Annotated in this window: 19 protein-coding genes and 2 tRNA genes; 17 read left to right on the plus strand and 4 right to left on the minus strand. The window is 61.7% G+C overall.

Going from position 1 to position 19,759, the window contains the following annotated elements:
• Positions 1-5: 5 nt before the first annotated feature.
• Both F8A90_RS06230 and F8A90_RS06235 read left to right on the plus strand, forming a co-directional pair.
• The gene (locus tag F8A90_RS06230; protein ID WP_107335160.1) at positions 6-1,715 is read left to right on the plus strand and encodes a potassium/proton antiporter; all 1,710 of its coding nucleotides are present in this window, start codon (positions 6-8) and stop codon (positions 1,713-1,715) included.
• Positions 1,716-1,894: 179 nt separating this feature from the next.
• Positions 1,895-3,019, plus strand: coding sequence for a GGDEF domain-containing protein (locus F8A90_RS06235; protein WP_200019408.1), 1,125 nt, complete (start codon positions 1,895-1,897; stop codon positions 3,017-3,019).
• A 171-nt stretch (positions 3,020-3,190) separates the two neighbouring features.
• Here the strand turns inward: F8A90_RS06235 and F8A90_RS06240 are convergent, their stop codons facing one another.
• From F8A90_RS06240 to F8A90_RS06250, 3 genes are all read right to left on the minus strand, one after another.
• On the minus strand, positions 3,191-4,402 hold the full coding sequence (locus F8A90_RS06240; protein WP_200019409.1) for a DEAD/DEAH box helicase: 1,212 nt from the start codon (positions 4,400-4,402) through the stop codon (positions 3,191-3,193).
• Positions 4,403-4,622: 220 nt separating this feature from the next.
• Positions 4,623-4,713, minus strand: a tRNA-Ser gene (locus tag F8A90_RS06245).
• A 233-nt stretch (positions 4,714-4,946) separates the two neighbouring features.
• Positions 4,947-5,037, minus strand: a tRNA-Ser gene (locus tag F8A90_RS06250).
• 254 nt (positions 5,038-5,291) lie between these two features.
• On the opposite strand from F8A90_RS06250, the gene F8A90_RS06255 reads away from it, so the two are divergent.
• The 6 genes from F8A90_RS06255 (at position 5,292) to F8A90_RS06280 (ending at position 8,699) form a co-directional block, all read left to right on the plus strand.
• The gene (locus tag F8A90_RS06255; protein ID WP_043335052.1) at positions 5,292-5,960 is read left to right on the plus strand and encodes a Bax inhibitor-1/YccA family protein; all 669 of its coding nucleotides are present in this window, start codon (positions 5,292-5,294) and stop codon (positions 5,958-5,960) included.
• 127 nt (positions 5,961-6,087) lie between these two features.
• Complete coding sequence (gene tusD, locus F8A90_RS06260) at positions 6,088-6,477, plus strand: sulfurtransferase complex subunit TusD (protein ID WP_043335054.1); 390 nt, start codon at positions 6,088-6,090, stop codon at positions 6,475-6,477.
• Between the two features lie 55 nt (positions 6,478-6,532).
• Positions 6,533-6,943 (plus strand): sulfurtransferase complex subunit TusC, encoded by a 411-nt coding sequence (gene tusC, locus F8A90_RS06265; RefSeq protein ID WP_233593464.1) that lies wholly within the window; start codon positions 6,533-6,535, stop codon positions 6,941-6,943.
• Between the two features lie 121 nt (positions 6,944-7,064).
• The gene (gene tusB / locus F8A90_RS06270) at positions 7,065-7,355 is read left to right on the plus strand and encodes a sulfurtransferase complex subunit TusB (protein ID WP_043335056.1); all 291 of its coding nucleotides are present in this window, start codon (positions 7,065-7,067) and stop codon (positions 7,353-7,355) included.
• A 56-nt stretch (positions 7,356-7,411) separates the two neighbouring features.
• Positions 7,412-7,765, plus strand: coding sequence for a TusE/DsrC/DsvC family sulfur relay protein (locus F8A90_RS06275; protein ID WP_200019410.1), 354 nt, complete (start codon positions 7,412-7,414; stop codon positions 7,763-7,765).
• 205 nt (positions 7,766-7,970) lie between these two features.
• Positions 7,971-8,699 (plus strand): YebC/PmpR family DNA-binding transcriptional regulator, encoded by a 729-nt coding sequence (locus F8A90_RS06280; protein WP_166019547.1) that lies wholly within the window; start codon positions 7,971-7,973, stop codon positions 8,697-8,699.
• Between the two features lie 165 nt (positions 8,700-8,864).
• On the opposite strand, the gene F8A90_RS06285 is transcribed toward F8A90_RS06280, so the two are convergent.
• A complete protein-coding gene (locus F8A90_RS06285; RefSeq protein WP_200019411.1) occupies positions 8,865-9,551 on the minus strand; it encodes a DUF4396 domain-containing protein in 687 nt (228 codons plus the stop codon).
• Positions 9,552-9,856: 305 nt separating this feature from the next.
• Between F8A90_RS06285 and rloA3 the strand changes: the two genes are divergently transcribed.
• The 9 genes from rloA3 to F8A90_RS06330 all read left to right on the plus strand — a co-directional run bounded on the left by rloA3 (position 9,857) and on the right by F8A90_RS06330 (position 19,721).
• Positions 9,857-10,453, plus strand: a complete 597-nt coding sequence (gene rloA3 / locus F8A90_RS06290) for a retropepsin-like aspartic peptidase RloA3 (RefSeq protein ID WP_200019412.1) — start codon at positions 9,857-9,859, stop codon at positions 10,451-10,453.
• 66 nt (positions 10,454-10,519) lie between these two features.
• A complete protein-coding gene (locus F8A90_RS06295) occupies positions 10,520-10,915 on the plus strand; it encodes a thiol-disulfide oxidoreductase DCC family protein (protein WP_200019413.1) in 396 nt (131 codons plus the stop codon).
• Between the two features lie 119 nt (positions 10,916-11,034).
• Positions 11,035-11,916, plus strand: a complete 882-nt coding sequence (fhuF, locus tag F8A90_RS06300) for a siderophore-iron reductase FhuF (protein WP_200019414.1) — start codon at positions 11,035-11,037, stop codon at positions 11,914-11,916.
• A gap of 86 nt (positions 11,917-12,002) precedes the next feature.
• Entirely contained in the window at positions 12,003-13,169 is a 1,167-nt protein-coding gene (gene rlmF, locus F8A90_RS06305; RefSeq protein ID WP_200019415.1) for a 23S rRNA (adenine(1618)-N(6))-methyltransferase RlmF, read from the plus strand.
• 331 nt (positions 13,170-13,500) lie between these two features.
• The gene (locus F8A90_RS06310; RefSeq protein WP_233593465.1) at positions 13,501-14,385 is read left to right on the plus strand and encodes a glycosyltransferase family 2 protein; all 885 of its coding nucleotides are present in this window, start codon (positions 13,501-13,503) and stop codon (positions 14,383-14,385) included.
• Positions 14,385-14,861, plus strand: coding sequence for a lipid-A-disaccharide synthase N-terminal domain-containing protein (locus tag F8A90_RS17545; protein WP_233593466.1), 477 nt, complete (start codon positions 14,385-14,387; stop codon positions 14,859-14,861). The genes F8A90_RS06310 and F8A90_RS17545 overlap by 1 nt, the downstream gene beginning before the upstream one ends.
• Entirely contained in the window at positions 14,858-16,654 is a 1,797-nt protein-coding gene (locus F8A90_RS06320; protein WP_233593467.1) for an ArnT family glycosyltransferase, read from the plus strand. Before F8A90_RS17545 ends, F8A90_RS06320 begins: the two co-directional genes overlap by 4 nt.
• Positions 16,655-16,767: 113 nt before the next feature.
• Positions 16,768-18,549 (plus strand): ArnT family glycosyltransferase, encoded by a 1,782-nt coding sequence (locus F8A90_RS06325; RefSeq protein WP_200019416.1) that lies wholly within the window; start codon positions 16,768-16,770, stop codon positions 18,547-18,549.
• Positions 18,550-18,554: 5 nt separating this feature from the next.
• The gene (locus F8A90_RS06330) at positions 18,555-19,721 is read left to right on the plus strand and encodes an NAD-dependent epimerase/dehydratase family protein (protein WP_200019417.1); all 1,167 of its coding nucleotides are present in this window, start codon (positions 18,555-18,557) and stop codon (positions 19,719-19,721) included.
• The last annotated feature ends 38 nt before the right edge of the window (positions 19,722-19,759 follow it).

Here is a 19,759-nt window from a genome sequence, read left to right on the forward strand (position 1 = left end):
CACTCGTGGTAGAGAACCTGAATTATTATTTCTTGCTGGCAGGCACGCTGATCGCCTTGAGCGTGTTGGCCAGCCGTGTCTCGGCGCGTCTTGGCATGCCGCTGCTACTGCTGTTCCTCGGCCTTGGCATGCTGGCGGGTGAAGATGGCGTGCTGGGCATCCAGTTCGACGACGCCTCATCCGCTTACATGATCGGCAATCTGGCGCTGGCGCTCATCCTGCTCGATGGCGGCCTGCGCACACGGCTGTCCACGTTTCGTGCCGGCCTGAAACCGGCGCTGGTACTGGCCACCGTCGGGGTCTTCATGACCAGCGGCCTGGTGGGGCTTCTGGCCATGTGGCTGTTTGACCTCACCCTGATCGAAGGCCTGCTGGTCGGGGCCATCGTCGGCTCCACCGACGCCGCGGCGGTCTTCTCGCTACTGGGCGGCCAGGGCGTTCACCTCAATGAGCGTGTCGGTGCGACGCTGGAAATCGAGTCCGGCACCAACGATCCGATGGCGATCTTCCTGACCATCACGCTGGCCGAGATCCTGACAGGTCAGCTCTCCGGCGTCGCGTCGGGCATCATGAGCTTCCTGCTGCAGTTCGGTGTCGGTGCCGCCATGGGGATCGCCGGCGGCTGGTTGATCGCCCGCCTGATGCGCTACCTGGATCTTGCGCCCGGCCTCTACTCGCTGCTGGCGCTGGCGCTGGGCTTGAGCCTGTTCGCCACCACCAACGAGATGGGCGGCAGCGGTTTCCTCGCCATCTATCTGTGCGGCCTGATGATCGGCAATCACCCCGGCCGCCACCTGGAGCACATCCTGCCGGTGCATGATGGCCTGGCGCACCTCTCGCAGATCGTGCTGTTCCTGATGCTGGGCCTGCTGGTCTCGCCCTCGACCATGCTGCAGTTCGCGCTGCCGGCCGCCATCCTCAGCGTGGCGCTGATTCTGGTGGTGCGCCCGCTGGCGGTCATCCTGTGTCTCAAGCCGTTCTTCCGCTTCCGCTGGCGCGAGCTGTGGTTCATCAGCTGGGTCGGGCTGCGAGGAGCGGTGCCGATCGTGCTGGCGATCTTCCCGGTGATCACCGGGGTCGAGAATGCCGGTCTCTACTTCAATGTCGCCTTCTTCGTGGTCATCATCTCGCTGCTGGTGCAGGGCTCGTCGCTGGCACCGATGGCGCGCAAGCTGAGGGTGGTGGTGCCGCCGGGCGCACAGCCCAGCCGCCGCAACCTGCTCGGTATCATGCCGGTCAATGATTACGAGATGCTGGTCTATCGCGTCGACAACACGGCGCTGGAAGGCGTGGCGCTGCGCATGTTGCGCTTCCCGTCGGGGGCCAAGGTCGGGGCGCTGTTCCGCAACAAGGTGCTGATCCATCCCAAGGGCAGCACCTGTCTGCATCAGCAGGATGTGCTGTGCGTGGTGGGGCGCTCCTGTGATGTGCCGAGCCTCAACCGCATGTTCAATGGCGAGAGTCTGCAGCACGAGCAACGCGCCTTCTTCGGGACCTTCACGCTGGAAGGCGATGCCAACATGCAGGACATCGCCGATGTCTACGGCTTGACGCTCTCCCAGGGCGAGCAGCACCTGACCATCGCCGAGTTCATCACCCGTCGAGTCGGCGGGGTGCCGGTGGTCGGCGACGATGTCGACTGGCATGGCATCCACTGGGTGGTGAACGAGGTGGAAGGCAATCGCATCACCAAGGTCGGCCTGCGACTGCACTGAGCCTTGATCTCAATCCGTGTCTGGGCCTGAGCTTCACACACTATGACGCCCCCATTGCACTGCGTGTAATGGGGGCGTCGTGTTTGGACTCATCAATATCGTACTCTGTTGATGTCAGGCCGATCTGTCCGTGACAGCGTCTGGCCACCGGTTGTGGCCAGCGACAAGGAGGTGACTACATGGCCAGCCCACATCCTCATCTCGCGGGCTTTCTGCGGCGATTCGAGAAATTCCCGCCAGGGCTTACGGCGGATGAGAAGACCTTTCATGCCACCTTCAACGTGGTCTATGTGCTGGCGGTCAGCTGCCATCTGCTCTACGCCATCCTGCTGTTGTGGCTGGGCGAGATGGGCATTCTGGCCCTGAATCTGGCGATGCTGATCGTCGATCTGGTCTGCCTGCAACTGCATCGTGCTCGCCGTGAAGCCCTGGCGGCCACGCTGATGGCGCTGGGCACCTGCGCGCAGATCAGCTTTTCGTTGCGCTATTTCGGCTCGGAAGCCGGGTTCGACTACTTCTACTTCGGCGCCTTGCTGTGCATCTACTCGATCCGCACGTCGTTCATGCGGCGCGTTCTACTGTGTGCCGCCTGCCTGAGCATGCCGCTACTGGCCTATATCATCCTGATGCTGGAAGGGCCGATCAATCCGCTGCCCGCCGGCTGGATGCTGGCATTTCGCATCATCAATCTGGGCGTCTTGACCCTCTTCTTCACGCTGGTGCTGGTGCAGATGGGCTGGTCGGTGGAGCGCCTGCAGCAGCGTTTCGAGACGGGAGGGCGCTTCGATGCGCTGACCGGCGCCCTGAGTCGCGCGGAGCTGGTCGACAGCGGACGTGGCATGTTGATCAACAATGGAGCGCTGAGCGTGATGATGGTGGATGTCGACCATCTGGCGCTGATCAACGAGACCTGGGGTCGCCAGGCCGGCGATCAGGTGCTCAAGGAGCTGGTGCGGCGCATGCGCAGCATCCTGCGCGGGGAGGACCTGGTCGGGCGCTATGGCGGCGAGGAATTCGTGCTGTTGTGCCCGGGGCTGCATGGCGAGCGCGTCGATCAAGTGGCAGAGCGTCTGTGCAAGGGCGCCTCGGCGTTGCCGTTCGTCATCAATGACGGCCTCAACAGTCTGGATGTCAATCTGTCGATCGGTGTCGCCCAGCGTCAGTCCGGCGACAAGGACTTGGAAGGCCTGATCGCCAAGGCTGACGTCAATCTGTTCCGCGCCAAGCAGGATGGCGGCAATGGCTTCGTCAGTGACACCCGGCTGGGGCCCGTGGGCGGGCCGGGCATCGCCGCCATCAATTGAGCGCTACTCTGCGCATGGGGCTTTGTGCACAGTACTTTGCGCACGGTACTTTGAGCACAGTGCTTTGAGCACAAAGCTTGGTATACAACCCGGCACGCCCCCGGAGAATGACGTTCATGTCTCCGGGGGCGTGCTCGTGTCAGGGCGTCATCAGGCTTGCCCTGAGGGGTGTCAGCGGCGGTTGGGCTGGCGACGACGGCTCTTGTTTGCGGACTTGGGGGCGTAGTCGCTGTTCGAGGCCGGTACCGCGAGCTTGGGCGCAAAGCCTTCCACGACTTCGCGCGTCACGAAATAGCCCAGGTGTTGCTCGATGGCGCACAGGTTGCGGAAGTCATCACGCGAGACCAGCGATATGGCTTCACCGCTGGCCCCGGCACGGCCGGTACGCCCGATGCGGTGGACATAATCCTCGGCGGCGTCCGGCAGGTCATAGTTGACCACGCGCTGCAGATCATCGATGTCGATGCCCCGCGCGGCAACGCCGGTAGCCACGAGATACTTGATGGTGCCGGCCTTGAAGTCGGCCAGCAGCTGCTCGCGCATTGCCTGGCTGCGACCGCTGTGGAAGGACTCGGCGGCGATGTCACGCTTCTCCAGCTGACTGACCAGCTTGGCGGCGCCACGCTTAGTCTCGATGAAGATCAACGCCTGCTGCCACTGCTTCTCGTGAATCAGATGGCTCAGAAGGGCGGACTTGAGCTCCTTGTCGACCGTGATCAGATACTGGCTGATATCCGGCGCGGTGACGTTCTCCGGAGCGATCATGATCTCGACGGCGTCCATCACCGCGGTCTTGGCGAGCACGCGCACCTGAGCCGAGAGCGTGGCCGAGAACAGCAGGTTCTGACGCTCTCTGGGCAACTTCTCGACGATCTTGTTGATGTCGGCGATGAAGCCCATGTCGAGCATGCGGTCCGCTTCATCGATGACGAGGGTACGTGTCTCGTCGAGGTGGATCGCGCGGCGGGTCAGCATGTCCAGCAGGCGGCCAGGCGTCGCCACCAGGATGTCCACGCCCTCGATCAGGCGCTGTTGCTGGGGTTCGATCTCCACGCCGCCATACATCGCCATGGAGCTGACTTCCAGATACCGGGCGTAGTGCTGGATGTTGTCTTCGACCTGAATCGCCAGCTCCCGCGTCGGCGTCAGGATGACGGCATGTACGCGCTTGGCGCGCACCTTGGGTGCCTGTTGCAGGGTCTGCAGGATGGGCAGCACGAAGCTTGCCGTCTTGCCGGTACCCGTCTGGGCGGCGGCGATCAGGTTGTCACCGGCCAGCACGACGGGGATCGCCTTCTCCTGGATGGGAGTCGGGGTCTGGTAGCCTTGCTCGGTGACGGCCTTGACGATGGAATCGCTCAAACCAAGGGCAGAAAATGGCATGGTGTCTCGACTTGTCTAAGGGGGAGGGGCAGGCGCACATTCTGCGGCAAGGAATGTCTGGCGCAGTGATGCTCACTGTAGCCGAAAGTCCGCTGACGGCCCGGCGCATCATTGGCCATCGCTGCTCAGGCAGGGTGCGAAGTGGCGGCGATGGGCGCTGCGCGGCAACAATGAAAAAGCCCCGCCTACCTGAAGTAGACGGGGCTTTCGGAATTCAAGGTGGTGGAGGGACAGGGATTCGAACCCTGGGTAGGCTATTAACCTACGCCGGTTTTCAAGACCGGTGCATTCAACCGCTCTGCCATCCCTCCGACTCACGGAGCGAAATACTACCGAACCTGATGAGAATAGCAAGAGGTAGGTGAAGAAAAATATTCGGAAAAGCCATCGTGGACAATCACTTGCAGCAGGATTGCGCCGGGGTGAGGCCGCCGGAAGCCGCCTGCTGGTACCAGACCATTAATCAGGTCATGACTCAGATCAGGAATCATGCCCACGAAAAAGCCCCGCCTACCTGGGGTAGACGGGGCTTTCGGAATCAAGGTGGTGGAGGGACAGGGATTCGAACCCTGGGTAGGCTATTAACCTACGCCGGTTTTCAAGACCGGTGCATTCAACCGCTCTGCCATCCCTCCGACTCACGGGATGAAATACTACGGATTTTTCAGTCAGGGTCAAGGACTTGGCGTAAATTTCCTTGTCGTTCAGATGCTTGAAAGGTCGCACATGCCACAATGGCTGCGGAGACTGACGATGTCGTTGCCTTGCACGCGCCGGATGGTTGCCTCAATAGGGCTTTTCATCGTTCTGTCTCTTGATTAGGCAAACCCCTGAGGGCATGCTGGGGTCAAATCGATGAATCCATCGTAGCAACCTGAGGATAGACACCATGGCTAACAGCTCCTGGCAGGTCTCGCAGGATACCGCGAGCCGCTCGCTCAGTACTCACAAGGTACTGCGCAACACTTACATGATGCTGGCAATGACGCTGCTGTTCTCCGCGCTGACCGCTGGCGTGGCGATGAGCATGGGCGTCGGCCGCATGAACATCTTCGTGCTGCTGATCGGTGCCTACGGCCTGATGTTCCTGGTCCACAAGACCGCGAACTCCACCGCCGGCATCTTCGCGACCTTCGCCTTCACCGGCTTCATGGGCTTCACGCTCGGCCCGGTACTGAATGCCTATCTGAGCCTGCCCAACGGCGGCCAGCTGGTGATGACCGCGCTCGGCATGACCGGCATCACCTTCGCCGGCCTGTCCGCGGTGGCACTGGTGACGCGCAAGGACTTCTCGTTCCTCAGCAACTTCCTGTTCGCCGGCGCCATCGTGCTGATTCTGGCGATGCTGGCAGCGATGATCTTCAACATCAGCGGCCTGGCACTGGCTGTCTCCGCCGGCTTCGTGCTGTTCGCCTCCGCGGCGATCCTGTTCGAGACCAGCCAGATCATCCACGGCGGGCAGACCAACTACCTGCTGGCGACGGTGAGCCTGTACGTCTCCATCTACAACATGTTCGTCAGCCTGCTGGCACTGCTGGGCTTCGCTTCCGACGATTGATCGTCAAGCGAAGGAGCATGAGACCTGCAAACGACCCCGCCTCGGCGGGGTCGTTTGCGTTCGGGTGTCAGGTGGCGTGACTCGCGCTAGAATGGCGCCCATTCATGAGCAGTCACACGAGGTTCGCATGCGTTATGCTCTGGCCGTCTACGGCGGCCCCTACAGCCAGCAGGCCAGTCATTCGGCGCTGCGCTTTGCCGATGCCCTGCTGGCGCGCGGCCATCAGTTGACCACGGTGTTCTTCTATCACGATGGCGTCTACAACGCCGCCAACATGATGGCGCCGCCCCAGGACGAGCCGCATCTGCGTGATCGCTGGCTGTCGCTTGCCGAGAATCACGCCACCCGCCTGCAGGTGTGTGTCGCGGCGGGCCTGAGACGCGGCATGCTCGATGAGCGCGAAGCGGCGCGGCATGGCAAGCAGGGGCACACCCTCGAGGCGCCGTTCGAGCTGACGGGGCTGGGCCAGCTGGTCGAGGCGACGCTGGACAATGACCACCTGATCACCTTTGCATGACGTCATTTCTTGTCGTCACTGATGATGACGCTACTTATCGAGTGAGGAGCAGACCATGAGCGATGTGATGACGGCGCCCCTGGCCGGCGATGACGCCGGAATAGCCGCCGGTGATCTGCTGGTCATGTTGCGTCATGGCCCGCATGGCAGCAGCTGGCTGCGCGAGGGCCTGGAGGCGGCGATGGTCGCGGCGGCCTTCGGGCGCGAGGTCGGGCTTCTGTTCACCGGCGATGGCGTGATGGCGCTGCTGGAGGGACAGCAGGTCGGGCCGCTGGGGCAGAAGGGCAGTGACAACCTGCTGGCGGCGCTTGAGATGTATGACGTCGAGCGCTGCTATGTCGATGCGGCGGCGCTGCGCGCACGGGGCCTGACAGCGAAGGACGTCACGCTGTTGCCGGTCACGCTGCTTGAGCACGACGAGGTGGTTGCGCTGACGACCGCGTTCTCGCGCGTGCTGAGCTTCTGACACGTCACTGCCGCCAACGCTGGCGACTGATATGCTCGCATCAGTTTCCTGATGCCATGTCATTGATATCTCTCCATTGATGGCCAGTGGCAGTCCCAGCTTCCCCTGCCTGGATAATTGCATGAATCTACATCTACTCAACCGTTCGCCATTCTCCAGCCGCATCCATGATGATGTGCTCAATGCCATGGGCCCGGAAGATCAGCTGCTGTTGATCGAGGATGGCGTCAATGGCGCCCTCGACAACGCCGAGCAGCACCTTGCCGGGCTTGAGGGGCGGCTGTTCGCGTTGCGTGAAGATCTCGAGTCCCGCGGCCTGCTGGGGCGCTGCGCCGAGAACGTCATCGTGGTCGACGTCGACGGTTTCGTCGCCCTGACCGAGGCCGCTGACAAGACCGTCAGCTGGTTCTGAGGCGCCAGGCGTCTCTCCCTTTCAATTTTCATGCAAGACAGTGAATCAGGATCTGTATGGCCAGTAGTGAAACGGTGCGCACACTGACGCTTGATGGGCGTGATATCGGACTGGATGCAGAAGGCTATCTGGTCGAACTGGATGACTGGAGCCCGGCGCTGGCGGAAATGCTGGCCGCCGAGGAGGGGCGTGAGCTGACGGCGGAGCACTGGGAGGTGATCGAGGTGTTGCGCGACTTCTATCAGCGCTTCTCGCTCTCGCCGGCCATGCGCCCGCTGAGCAAGGCGATGACCCAGCGGTTTGGCCCCGACAAGGGCCGCTCGCTGCATCTGATGCGGCTGTTTCCGGACAGCCCGCCCAAGGTGGGCGCGCGTATCGCCGGACTGCCCAAGCCGACCAACTGTCTGTGACGGCCAGCGGCATGCATGAGTTGCCTTGCCCATCGTGGTGCGCTGCGCTCAACGCGCAAGACCCGGCAGGGATGGCGACGTACGGCGTTGTCTGCGTTACTATTCGTCACAGCGTTGCGGCGTCGGCCAGGAGGCCGATGCTGCTTCAGGTCCCGCGACATGGTCGCAAGGGCATTTGAATTCAGGCGGACAAGAGTCGACTTGCATGGGAAGAGCATTCCAGAACCGTAAAGAATCAATGGCGCGTACCTCTCTCAACAAGGCACGCGTGTATTCACGTTACGGGCGCGAGATTTACGTCTCGGCCAAGAGCGGTGGCCTCGACCCCAACGGCAACCTGAGCCTGCGTCGTCTCATCGAGAAGGCCAAGAAGGACCAGGTGCCGACTCACGTCATCGACAAGGCGATCGACAAGGCCAAGGGCACTGGCGGTGAAGACTTCGCTCTGGCGCGCTATGAAGGCTTTGGTCCGGGCAACGTCATGGTCATCGTTGATTGTCTGACCGACAACAACAACCGCACCTTCGGCGAGGTCCGCACCTGCTTCAACAAGGGCAAGGGCAAGCTGGGCGCGCAGGGTTCGGTGTCGCACATGTTCGACCACCGCGCCATCCTGGCCTTCAAGGGCGCGGAAGAGGACGAGGAAAAGGTCCTGGAAGCGCTGATGGAAGCCGATGTCGATGTGAGTGACATCGAGCTCGACGACGGCATCATCACCGTGCTGACCCCGACCACCGAGCACTTCAAGGCCAAGGGCGCACTGACCGACATCTACGGTGAAGATCTCGACTTCGAAGTCGATGAGATCAGCTTCATTCCGCAGATTCACACCGAAGTCGGCGGCGATGATGCCGAGCTGCTCAACAAGATGCTCGAGCTGCTGGATGATTGTGAAGACGTGCAGCAGGTCTATCACAACGGCGAGTTCGTCTAAGTCAGCATCTTGAACGTGATGCGACTGACGGCATCGCGCTGACAGGGATGCGAAAGTCAGTGTGAAAGCTCAGTCAGAGAAAAGCCCCGTCGGCATGCCGGCGGGGCTTTTTCATGTCTCGACGCTCTGCACGTCTCGATAGTTTGCGCGTCTTGGCAGCGCGCTTCAGCAGTGCGCGTGGTGCTGCGCTTGCGGGTCCGTCTCGCGTGGGTCCGCCATGCCACCCTTGACACCATGCTTCACCAACCAGATGTTGACTGGCCAGGCGGCGAGCAGCCCCAGGCTCAGGGAAATGATCAGCGAGTTCCAGAACAGCGGCTGGTGCATGCCGGCACCGCCCGCAAGCCAGAGGTCCACGGAAATCGCCACCACCTCCATCACCGCGATGGAGGCCGTCTCGCTCTTAAAAGCATCACGAATCACCTGTGGCTTGTCATCACTGCCGCCCTGCAGCATCGGGCCGACCGTCAGCAAAAAGCCGAACAGGTAGGCGAAGAGGAAGGTGATGATCGCGGTAGAGATATTGCCCATGGCCAACAGGCCCACCGCCAGGCTGACGCCGACGAATTCCCCCAGTCCGCAGCCCGAGTAGCAGTGCGCGACGCTTCTCAGGCCCTTGCGGGCATCACCGTTGGCGGCGATCTGGCGGCGTCCGGCGAAACGATAGACCAGCAGCCCCACCACACCCGAGTAGAGCGTGGTCAACCCCCACACCCATTTCATCATCGGGGCCAGATGGGCATTCTTCGTGGTCAGGTCACGCACGACCCATATCAGCGCCGGTACCATCAGCAACAGCCAGCACAGCAGCAGGCTCCAGTGGGAAAGTGACTCACGTAACAGGTCTTGCATGGTGACCTCCGTCGAGTGGATGTCGCAGATGGCCGTGCGTCGAGAGCAATACGCTGATAGCAGTACGCTGGTGGCGCGACCCTCCTTGATAGCTGGTGGGGGGAGCGCGCCATATCAAGGGTGGCTTGTCATCGCCTTCTCGCAACCGTCTGTTGCTTGCGCCGGACAGGGGGCAGGGGGCAGGGGACGGGACAGGGGGACAGGCGAGGGTGTGTCCTCACGCCTTGTTAACCTTGCCGCAAGCCTCCATGGTGAAGGATGTCGGGCATTGCCTTGCAATGTCGCCACTTTTCCCAGGAGTCACCATGTCGAGACACGCTGCTACATCCCTTGCGCGCGCCGCCCGTCAATTTGCCGGTGTCGGCTTGATTGCCTCGCTTGCCGTGCCAGCCGTAGCCCAGGCGGCAGACGACAAGGTCTTCGGTTGGGTGGAAAAGGCGACCATCGAGCCGTGGGGCGTGATGGTGAAGGCCAAGCTGGATAGCGGCGCGCTGACCTCCTCGATGCATGCCGAGAATATCGAGACCTTCGAGCGTGATGACGAGGAGTGGGTGCGTTTCGATGTGGAAGTCGAGGATGAAGCCAATGGTGACAAGGTCGAGAATACCTTCGAGCGCCCCCTGTATCGCGACCTGACGGTGTCCGGTGCTGGCGGGCGCGATACGCGCCCGGTGGTGCTGATGACGCTGTGCATGGGCGGCGAGCGTTACGAAGAGCAGTTCAGTCTGCGCGATCGTGACGGCATGAATTACCCGGTATTGCTGGGGCGCCGCACCATCCAGAGTCTGGGCGTACTCGATGTGCGCAAGACCTTCCAGACCAGCCCGGATTGCACCGAGGACGCGCCGCTGCATCGCTATGAAGACAAGGAATATTCCGACCGCATCGGCGCGGCGTCCTGATCTGATGGTGCTCTGAACGCTCATTGAGTGCGTACCGCGCACACTCATCACAAGAGGGAGGCCAGCATGTCGGATACCGCCAGCCAGCGACCTCAGCGTGACGGTTTGCCACTCATCAGGATCTACTACGATGCGCGCTGCCCGGTGTGTCGTCGTGAACGGGCCCGTTATGAGCGGCTGTCGCGCGAAGACGCCAACGTCGAGTGGTGGGATGCGACGGATAACGCCGAGCATCTCGCCGCTCGCGGCATCGGCCTCAAGCAGGCATTGCTGTCGTTGCACGTCGAGACAGCGCAAGGGCAGATCCGTGAGGGCATGTCGGCGTATCGCCTGCTGCTGGCGCGCATCCCCGGCCTTTCATGGCTGGGGTGGCTGATCACGCGGCCGCTAATCGAACCGGTGTTGACGCGAGTCTACGATGCCTGGGTGCGTCGTCGGCTGTGTCGGGATGGCAGGCTCTGAGCGCAGACGAGCCTGTTGCAAGCTCTGCAGGTTCATCATGCTTTTTTGATATGCAAATGCTAATAGTTTTCGTTAGTATGTGAGGCACTGTCTGTTTCTTCACGTCTGCGAGCTTCCCGATGATCGACGCGCTTTCCCCGCTCTTTGCCGGTCCGATGGTTGCCTATCGGGACCTGATCACTACCTACGCTCAGGTGCAGGCAGGCGATGAGGTGTCGCTCCAGCGTGTCGTGCCGGCGCGCGATGTGCTCAGTCCCGGGTGGCTGGCAGCGTGCATCGCCGCGCATGGCATGCAGTACGAGACCGGCCCGGTAGATGCCACCTCTGACCACAGCGCCCCCGATGAGCAGGCGCTGCTCTCCCAGTGGTCCAAGTATCTGCTGTCCTCGATGGTATCGCTGCCGCTGGCGGCCAACCTGCTGCTGGATCATCAACTGCCGCTGGAGCTGCGGCATCTTTCGCTGCGCCTTGGCGAGCATGGCGTTGTCACGCAGCTGATACTCGATGATGCGGCGGGGCAGGGGGCAAGTCTTGCGGCGGAGATCGAGGCAGCCGATGAGGCGACGCGTCTTCAGGCGCGCTTCCAGGGCTACCTGGCGCATCTTGAGGCCGTCATCGAGCGCCTCGTGCCGCACACTGCGCTGGGGCCCAAGGTCTTCTGGAGCAACGCGGCACATTACTTCGTCTATATCGTCGGCATGCTGGAAGAGCAGGGCTGGGTCGCGCAGGCGGCGCCGGCACGTCAGCTGATGGCGACCAGAATTCTGGCCGACGGGCGACGCAACCCGCTCTATCAGCCGGTCAGCGACGTGATGGACCGCCATGGCGAACGGCATACGCCACGCAAGGTGTGCTGCGTGCGTTATCGCATCGAGTGCCTGGGCTACTGCAGCAATTGCCCGCTGAGCATCGAGCGCGCCACGGCACGTCGTGCCCAGACGCGTCGGGTCGATCAGCGCGCCAACTCGCGCGCGGCGTTGATCGGCAGCGACCTGTCCTGATAGGTAGCATCCTGAGTGGCAGCGGTCTGTGTTGATCGGCGCCCTCTGGTAAGATGGCGGTCCCTGTCATTGTCCGGTATGTCGTCATGTCCTCGTCTTCGCGCCGCCCACGCGGTGCTTCCCTCGCCAAGTCCGGCGCATCCTCCCGACACGACTCGGCTGACAGGCGTCAGCAGGCCGCCTCGGCTGACCGTCGTGATTCGACCGCCCGCGAGAAGACCAGCGCGGCCAAGGCGCCTTCCCTCAAGACGCCTGCCATCAAGGTGACGCCGGCTCGCAAGGGGCAGCTGCACCCTCGCAACCCGCATCGTGGGCGCTATGACATGGCCGCGCTGGTCAAGGCGAGCCCGGCACTGGCGGCTTTCGTGATCAAGACACCTGCTGGCAGCGAGTCCATCGACTTCGCCGATCCCGTGGCTGTCAAGGCGCTCAATCGGGCGTTGTTGAGTCGCCACTACGGCATCGTCCACTGGGACATTCCCGCCGGCTATCTGTGTCCGCCGATCCCCGGGCGCGCCGATTATCTGCATTATCTGGCGGACCTGATCAGTGAAGCGAACGGTGGTCAGCTGCCGGCGGGTGAGCAGGTGCGCGCGCTGGATATCGGCACCGGCGCCAACCTCATCTATCCCTTGCTGGGCAATCGCAGCTTTGGCTGGCAGATGGTCGGCAGTGATATCAGCACGCAGGCGATCGACTCGGCTCGCGCGATTGTGAGCGCCAATCTGCGCCTCAAGGGCCAGATCAAGGTGCGTCTGCAGGCTGATCGCACGCGACACTTCGCTGGTATCTGGGGCGCGGATGAGCGTTTTGATCTGGTGCTGTGCAATCCGCCGTTCCATGCCAGCGAAGCCGATATGGCGCGGGAATCGCAGCGCAAATGGCGCGGGCTCGACAAGTCGCGTCGGCAGCGCGGCAATGCCTCACGCAAGGGCGGGGCACGCAACGCGGCAGCGCTGAATTTCGCGGGGCAGGCGGCCGAGCTCTGGTGCCCGGGCGGGGAAGAAGCCTTCGTCACCCGCATGATCCAGGAGAGCCGCAATGTCGCCTCGCAGTGCCTGTGGTTCACCTCGCTGGTCGCGCATTCCGCGAGCCTGACCGGTATCAGGAAAGCGCTCAAGTGCAGTGGCGCCAGCGAGATCAGGGTGGTCGAGATGTCCCAGGGGCAGAAGGTCAGCCGCTTCGTGGCCTGGTCGTATCTCACGCCTGACCAGCGTCGGCAGTGGGGACGGGATCACTGGCGAGGAAAGTGAAGCGCCTGTCATAGCCGTATCTAGAGAGTCTTCGACTCAAGCATGTCTTTGCATTGAAGCCCCCGTCGCCCAGCGCGACGGGGGCTTCTTGCATTGGCGGTTGTCATCTGCGCTTCACTTAAGCCTGCCTTAATAGTTTGCGGGCAAACTTTCTGTCAGAAATACGCGGCCTGCCGGTTCCGATCGCTGCAGGATCTGACATCTGTCCGGCTTGCTCGTCGCCCAGTCATTGCTCAGGAGTTATTCCATGAAGTCCGCGATCACCATGACATCGCCTGGCCCAGTCCACCCCTCGGCGCAGGGCGAGGAGCCCTTGTGCGGAGGAGTTTCGGTGTTGATACCGGCTCGTGATGAGCGTGACAACTTGCCGAGTCTTATTGCCCAAGTGCATGAAGCGCTTGTGGGGCAGCGCTACGAGATCATCGTGGTGGATGATGGTTCCAGTGATGGCAGTTGGCGTTGGCTCAAGCAGGCTGCGCAGGAAGATTCACGATTGCGTCCCTATCACCACGGCACCAGTTTCGGACAGAGTACTTCGCTGTGGCAGGCTGCCCGGTTGGCGCGCGGTCGGTGGTTGGCGACCCTGGATGGCGATGGCCAGAATGATCCAGCGGACTTGCCGGACATGTTGTCACTGGCAACGCTCGAAAAACTCGACCTGGTAGCGGGTCATCGTACCGAGCGCCGCGATGATGCCGTCAAGCGTGTGTCATCACGCCTGGCCAATGCCATCCGACAAGCGCTGCTGCACGATGACACGCCAGATACCGGCTGCGGAATCAAGGTCATGCGTCGTGACGTCTTCCTTCGGCTGCCGTATTTCGATCACATGCACCGTTTTCTTCCGGCGTTGGTTCGCGCTCAGGGCGGCAAGGTGCAGTCATTGGCAGTCCGTCACCGCGAACGTGTGGCAGGAGTGTCCAAGTACGGCTTCTTCGATCGGCTCTGGGTCGGTATTGCCGATATCGTCGGAGTGATGTGGCTGGTGCGTCGCTCACGTCTACCGTCACCGCTCGAGAATATCTTCGGCCATGCTGCCAGTGAGGTCATCGATCAAGGTTCGCTGCCGTTGGCGGGGACGGCCGTGTCGACTACCTCTGCATCCGCGCCAACAAGCCTGTTCGATTCCTCCTCACGTTATCTGGCTGGCGGTCACGATACTGCTACAGGTGACAGCAACCCGGACCAGGCCGACATGGCGCGGGGAGCCTGCTGATGGATGTCAGTCCGTGGTGGGTCGCTGTCGGATTTGGAGGTCAGGCGCTGTTTTCGGCGCGTTTCATCATCCAATGGCTGGCCAGTGAGAAGGCACGTCGTTCCATCGTTCCGCGTGCCTTCTGGTGGTTCTCGCTTGTCGGTGGCATGACGCTGCTTGCCTATGCCATCCATCGCGAGGACCCGGTATTCATTGCCGGTCAGGGGGCAGGGCTTTTCATCTATCTGCGTAATCTGAGCTTGATCAAGCGGGATCGCCAGTCACTCACGTCGCCTGGTAGCGAAGCGTCGTCCCGAGCACCGCAGGCGGCCACTGTCGTCGAACATGCTTGTGGCAAGACGGAAGATCGCGAATCGGGCACTGACGACTCCCTGAAGGCCAGGCTCGCGTCGCTGGAGATAGAAAACGCCCGACTCAAGACTGAAGTGGCACACCTCCATGCCAATCCCGTTCAGCACCAAGGGACGGGCGCATGAAGGCAATGATGCCAGCTTACGGTGTGTACCGAAGTCTCTCCCGCCATCCCTGGTGGGTCCTGGGGGCGTTGTATCTGTCTGTCTCTGCCATCGGGCTTGGCATGCGCATGCCGTGGCCTGCCGATGAGCCACGCTTCGCGCTCAATGGTCTCGAGATGTGGATCACGGGGGACTGGTGGTTGCCACACCGCGCGGGAGAGCTTTATCCCGACAAGCCGCCGATCTTCATGTGGCTCAGTGCCTTGTCCACTGGCTTGGTGGGGGATATCCGCATCGGCTTTGCCCTGCCATCGCTGGTGGCCGGGGCCGCGACTCTGGGGCTGAGCGTGGACCTGATTCGCCGCCTGCATGGCCGGCACACAGCCTTCATTGCCGGGCTGTGGTTGCTCGCGTCAGTGCAGTTCATCCTGCAGGCTCGTACGGCTCAGATCGACATGCTGGTCACGGCTTTCATCCTGCTGGGTAGCTGGGGATTGTTGCGGCATGCATTGCTCAATGATGGCGTGCGCTATTTCCATCTCGGCTGCTTTGCGATGGGGCTTGGCATCCTCACCAAGGGGGTCGGGTTCCTGCCGTTGCTGATGTTGCCTTTCTGGCTGATGGCTGCGCGTCACGCATCGACCTGGCGCAGCAGTGGTCATCGCGCAGGGCAGCTGTCATCACGCGAGCTGTTGATCGGACTCTGCTGGATGCTGGCGGCGCCGTTGCTCTGGGTAGGTCCGATGCTGGTGATGTCCCTGGTGTCCGGCGATTCGGAGCTTGCCGCCTATCGCGACAACATCCTGCTCAAGCAGACCGCTGAGCGATACACCGACAGCTGGCATCATCTGAAGCCTTGGCATTACTTCCTGACCAGTGTGATTCCCTGGGCATGGATGCCGCTGCTGCTGACGCTACCCTCGTGGCCGAAGGCACTCGCTCGCCGCTTCTCGCGCCGCGATCTACGCGTCTGGCTGCCCCTGGTGGGTGCGGCATTGATGGTGGTCTTCTTCTCGTTGTCTCCTGGCAAGCGGGGAGTCTATATCCTGCCGGCGCTGCCGCTGTTGGTGATCGGCCTGGCACCCATGTTGCCGGGGTTGTCACGTAAGCCTCATGTTTCCTGGCTGGGGTTTGCACTTTGCGCCGGATTGGCAGGCATCTTCCTGATCGCGGCACTGCTCGGTGTCTTCGGGTACCCGGCATTGGTGACGCTTGCCGAAAAGGAGGGTGTGGTGCCATGGGGGTGGTGGGGGCTGCTGGGTGTCAGCGGTATCGCACTCTGTACCTGGCTGAAACCACGGCACGGCTTGTTGGCCTTGGGAATCTGGCTCGTGGTGTTCTGGAGTCTGTGGGGCACCTGGGGAGCACGATTGATGGACCCGGTTCGCAATCCTGCCGTACTGATGGCGCAGGTTGCCGAGAAGAGCGATTACCAGGCATTGGCCATTCCCGATTTTCGTGAGCAATACATCCTGCAGGCGCGCCAGCCACTGTGGCACTTCGGTTACAAGACGCCGGAGGAAGACCAATTCTCGCGCCTCTATGCATGGCTCAATGAGACCCCGCAGAGCCGCTGGGTCTTGTTGACGCCCCGCAAGCTCAAGCGGCATGCCTGTCTGGATGGCGCACAGGCCATCACATTGAATGAGCCGGATGAGCAATGGGTACTGCTACCTGGCAGCGCGGCCGTGAAATGTCAGGGCAATCCCGATGCTGCGCCGATGTATCTGGCGCCGACCTCGGTCTCCAATGAAGCGGCACGGCTGATCGGACTTCCCCAGCGCCATACTCTGATGCCGGAGGTTCAGCCATGAAGTGTCAGAAGCAACTTTCATGCGCGATATCCCTGATGGGAAGGGGCTCCCATTCGTTGATCAACCTGAATGCCAGCGAGAGAACATGTTGGACGCTATGGGGAGTGTTGCTGATGTCAGCAGCGCTGGCACGACCCTATCTGCCCATCGATGAAACCCGCTATGTCTCGGTGGCATGGGAGATGTGGCATGCCGGCAGCGGGTTCGTCTCGACCATGAACGGAGCGGCCTACGCTGACAAGCCGGTACTGTTGTTCTGGTTGATCCACGCTGGATGGGCGGTCTTCGGAGTCAATGATGTCTGGCCAGGATTGGTGATGCCGCTGGTGAGTCTACTGGGTATCTGGCAGATAGGGCGTATCGCCCGCACCCTGTGGCCGGCCACCAGCCTGGCCGATGCCGAGCGGCAGAGACATGAACTCTGGGTACGCATGGTGCGTTGGACACTCGCCGGTTGTCTGATGTGGGTGCTCTATAGCCAGGCATTGATGTTCGATGTGCTGTTGACGACGTGTCTATTGGGCGCATTGCGACCCTGGTGTACACCACAGGGAGGGCAGTCGTTCAGCCCGAGCGTCGTGCTCGAGAGTGGCGTGTGGCTGGGGTTGGCCTTGCTGGCCAAAGGGCCGGTCGCGCTCTTGTGGTTTCTGTTGGTGGTCGGCTCGCGCCCCTGGTGGACGCAAGCACAAGCCCGCGAAGTGTGGGCCTATGAGTGGCGCGGTTGGGTGTTGAGCCTGCTGCTGGGCATCGCGGTGTTATGCATCTGGTTGCTTCCCGCCGTCATCACTGGCCCTCCCGACTATGTCGAGGACCTGCTTTGGGGCCAGACGGCAAACCGCGTCGTCTCCGCGCAGGATCACGCTCGACCGTCATGGTGGTATCTACCGTGGCTGGCGGTATTGATCTTCCCGCTCAGCCTGCGCCCGCGATTGCTGATCGAGGGGTTTCTGGCCTCGATTGCCCAGCGGCCAACGTCAGAGCAGCCCTTGCTGAAGCTGGGACGCTTCTGGGCATTGAGCGGACTGCTGGTCTTTTCCCTTATCTCCGGCAAGCAAGTGCATTATCTGATGCCGCTACTGGTACCGGTGAGTCTGCTGCTGGCCTGGGCTGCTCTGCGCCAGCCTCCGGCTCGCACATCGCTGAAACTGCTGGCAATGATCAGCGGTGGCCTGGGACTGACAAGCCTGGCGTTGGCGGTCATCGTCATGCCCGCAGGCTGGCTGACTGATGCCTCATTTCTGCCGACCAACGCAGCGCTGGTGGTTTCAGGCAACGCAAGCCTTGCGTGTTTCATGGCGGGAGCCAGCTTGCTGGCCTTGATGGCATGGCTGTGGCCTTGCGTGGATGAGGCGAGAAGTCCCATCACGGCTCAAACACCTGCCGCTGAGTCACTGGGCAATAGCGCGCTGAATGCTCAGCGGCGACTGGCGCTGGGCAGCGTGTTGCTGGTGACCTGCTTGCTGGCCCTGACATTGCGTCCGTTATGGCCGCGCCTGGATCAGACTGCCCTGGCTCAATGGGTTCAGCACCATCAACAGGAAGGCCAGGAAGTGGCCGTCGTTGGCTGGGACTATCAGGCAACCTGGCAGTTTCTGGGGCGACTGACCCAGCCACTGAAGCAGTTGAAGCGCGATTCGAGTCAGCTGAGTTCCTGGCAGACAGCGCATCCTGATGGCTGGCTGATAATCGAGGCTGACAAATGTCTGCGTTTACCCGCCTCGCCAGGCCCTCTGGCCGGCATGCGTGATTGGTGTCAGGCGGCAGTAGACGGTGGAGTCAATGCCAAGCCGGTCTTTCATCAGGGACGCCACCGATTGTTGACGGTACCCGCAGCGGCATTGGGCGGCCCCTCATCAGCACCAACAGCGTTGATCACGACCGCTCAGGAGACATGATGAGCATGAAGATACTGGTAACCGGGGCTGCAGGTTTCATTGGCGCTGCTCTGTGTGAGCGACTCCTGAAGGACGGCATGCAGGTCGTCGGTCTCGACAATCTCAATCCCTATTATCCGTTGGCGCTGAAGCTGCACCGCCTGACACGTCTCGAGGCACTTGCCGGGCAGTGCGTTGCTGACCCTGGCAATGCACGCCTGTCGGGCTGCTTTCGCTTCGTCAAGCTGGATCTTGTCGAACGTGAGGCGCTTCGCACATTGATGCAGGAAGAGGAGTTTGATGTCGTCGTCAATCTGGCGGCCCAGGCTGGGGTGCGCCACTCCATCACTCAGCCTTTTGATTATGTCGACAGCAACCTGGTCGGCTTCGTCAATCTTCTCGAGGCTTGTCGTGCCGCGACGCCGAGTCATCTGCTCTATGCTTCCAGCAGTTCCGTTTACGGGGATGACAGCCGTCAGCCTCTGAAGGAATCCCAGGCGGGGGTACGCCCGCTCTCGCTGTATGCGGCCACGAAGCGCTCAAATGAATTGATGGCTTACAGCTATGCGCATCTCTATGGTTTACCGGTGACGGGGCTACGCTTCTTTACCGTTTATGGCGCCCGCGGGCGCCCGGACATGGCGCCACTTCGCTTCGCACGCAAGCTGCTGGCCGGAGAGGTGATCGACGTCTACAACCATGGGCAGATGGCGCGTGATTTCACCCATGTCAGTGATATCGTGGAGGGCATCTACCGGCTCATGCATCTGCCGCCGACGCAGGAAGTGAATTCCGCTCCCTCGCGTGTCCTGAACCTCGGGCGTGGAGAGCCCATCGCATTGGGGAACTTCATCAATGGCCTCGAGGCAGCGCTGGGTGTCCCGGCTCGCAAGCGTCTGCTGCCGATGCAGCCGGGGGATGTCGAGCGTACCTGGGCAGATACCTCGACACTCGAAACGCTGACCGGCTTTCGCCCCAGTGTCAGTCTTGCCGCAGGGCTTGAGGAGTTGGCTGAGTGGGCGCAGCAGTATCCGTCATTGCTGAGAGAAGCCGATGATGAGCAATCGCCCCGAGAGGGATGTCTCGATGAAGCAGGCGTCGCTGCAGGTGGGCATTCTGGACGCATGACAAGTGCCGGCATGTCCGCCATGACGGCCTTGGCCTTCAGTAATGGAACTCTCTTGAAGGCCTGAGTGGTATCAGCGGCTGTATGTCTGAAGTCAGGTCGAGA

The sequence above is a fragment of the Cobetia sp. cqz5-12 genome, assembly GCF_016495405.1.
Classification (GTDB): Bacteria; Pseudomonadota; Gammaproteobacteria; order Pseudomonadales; family Halomonadaceae; genus Cobetia.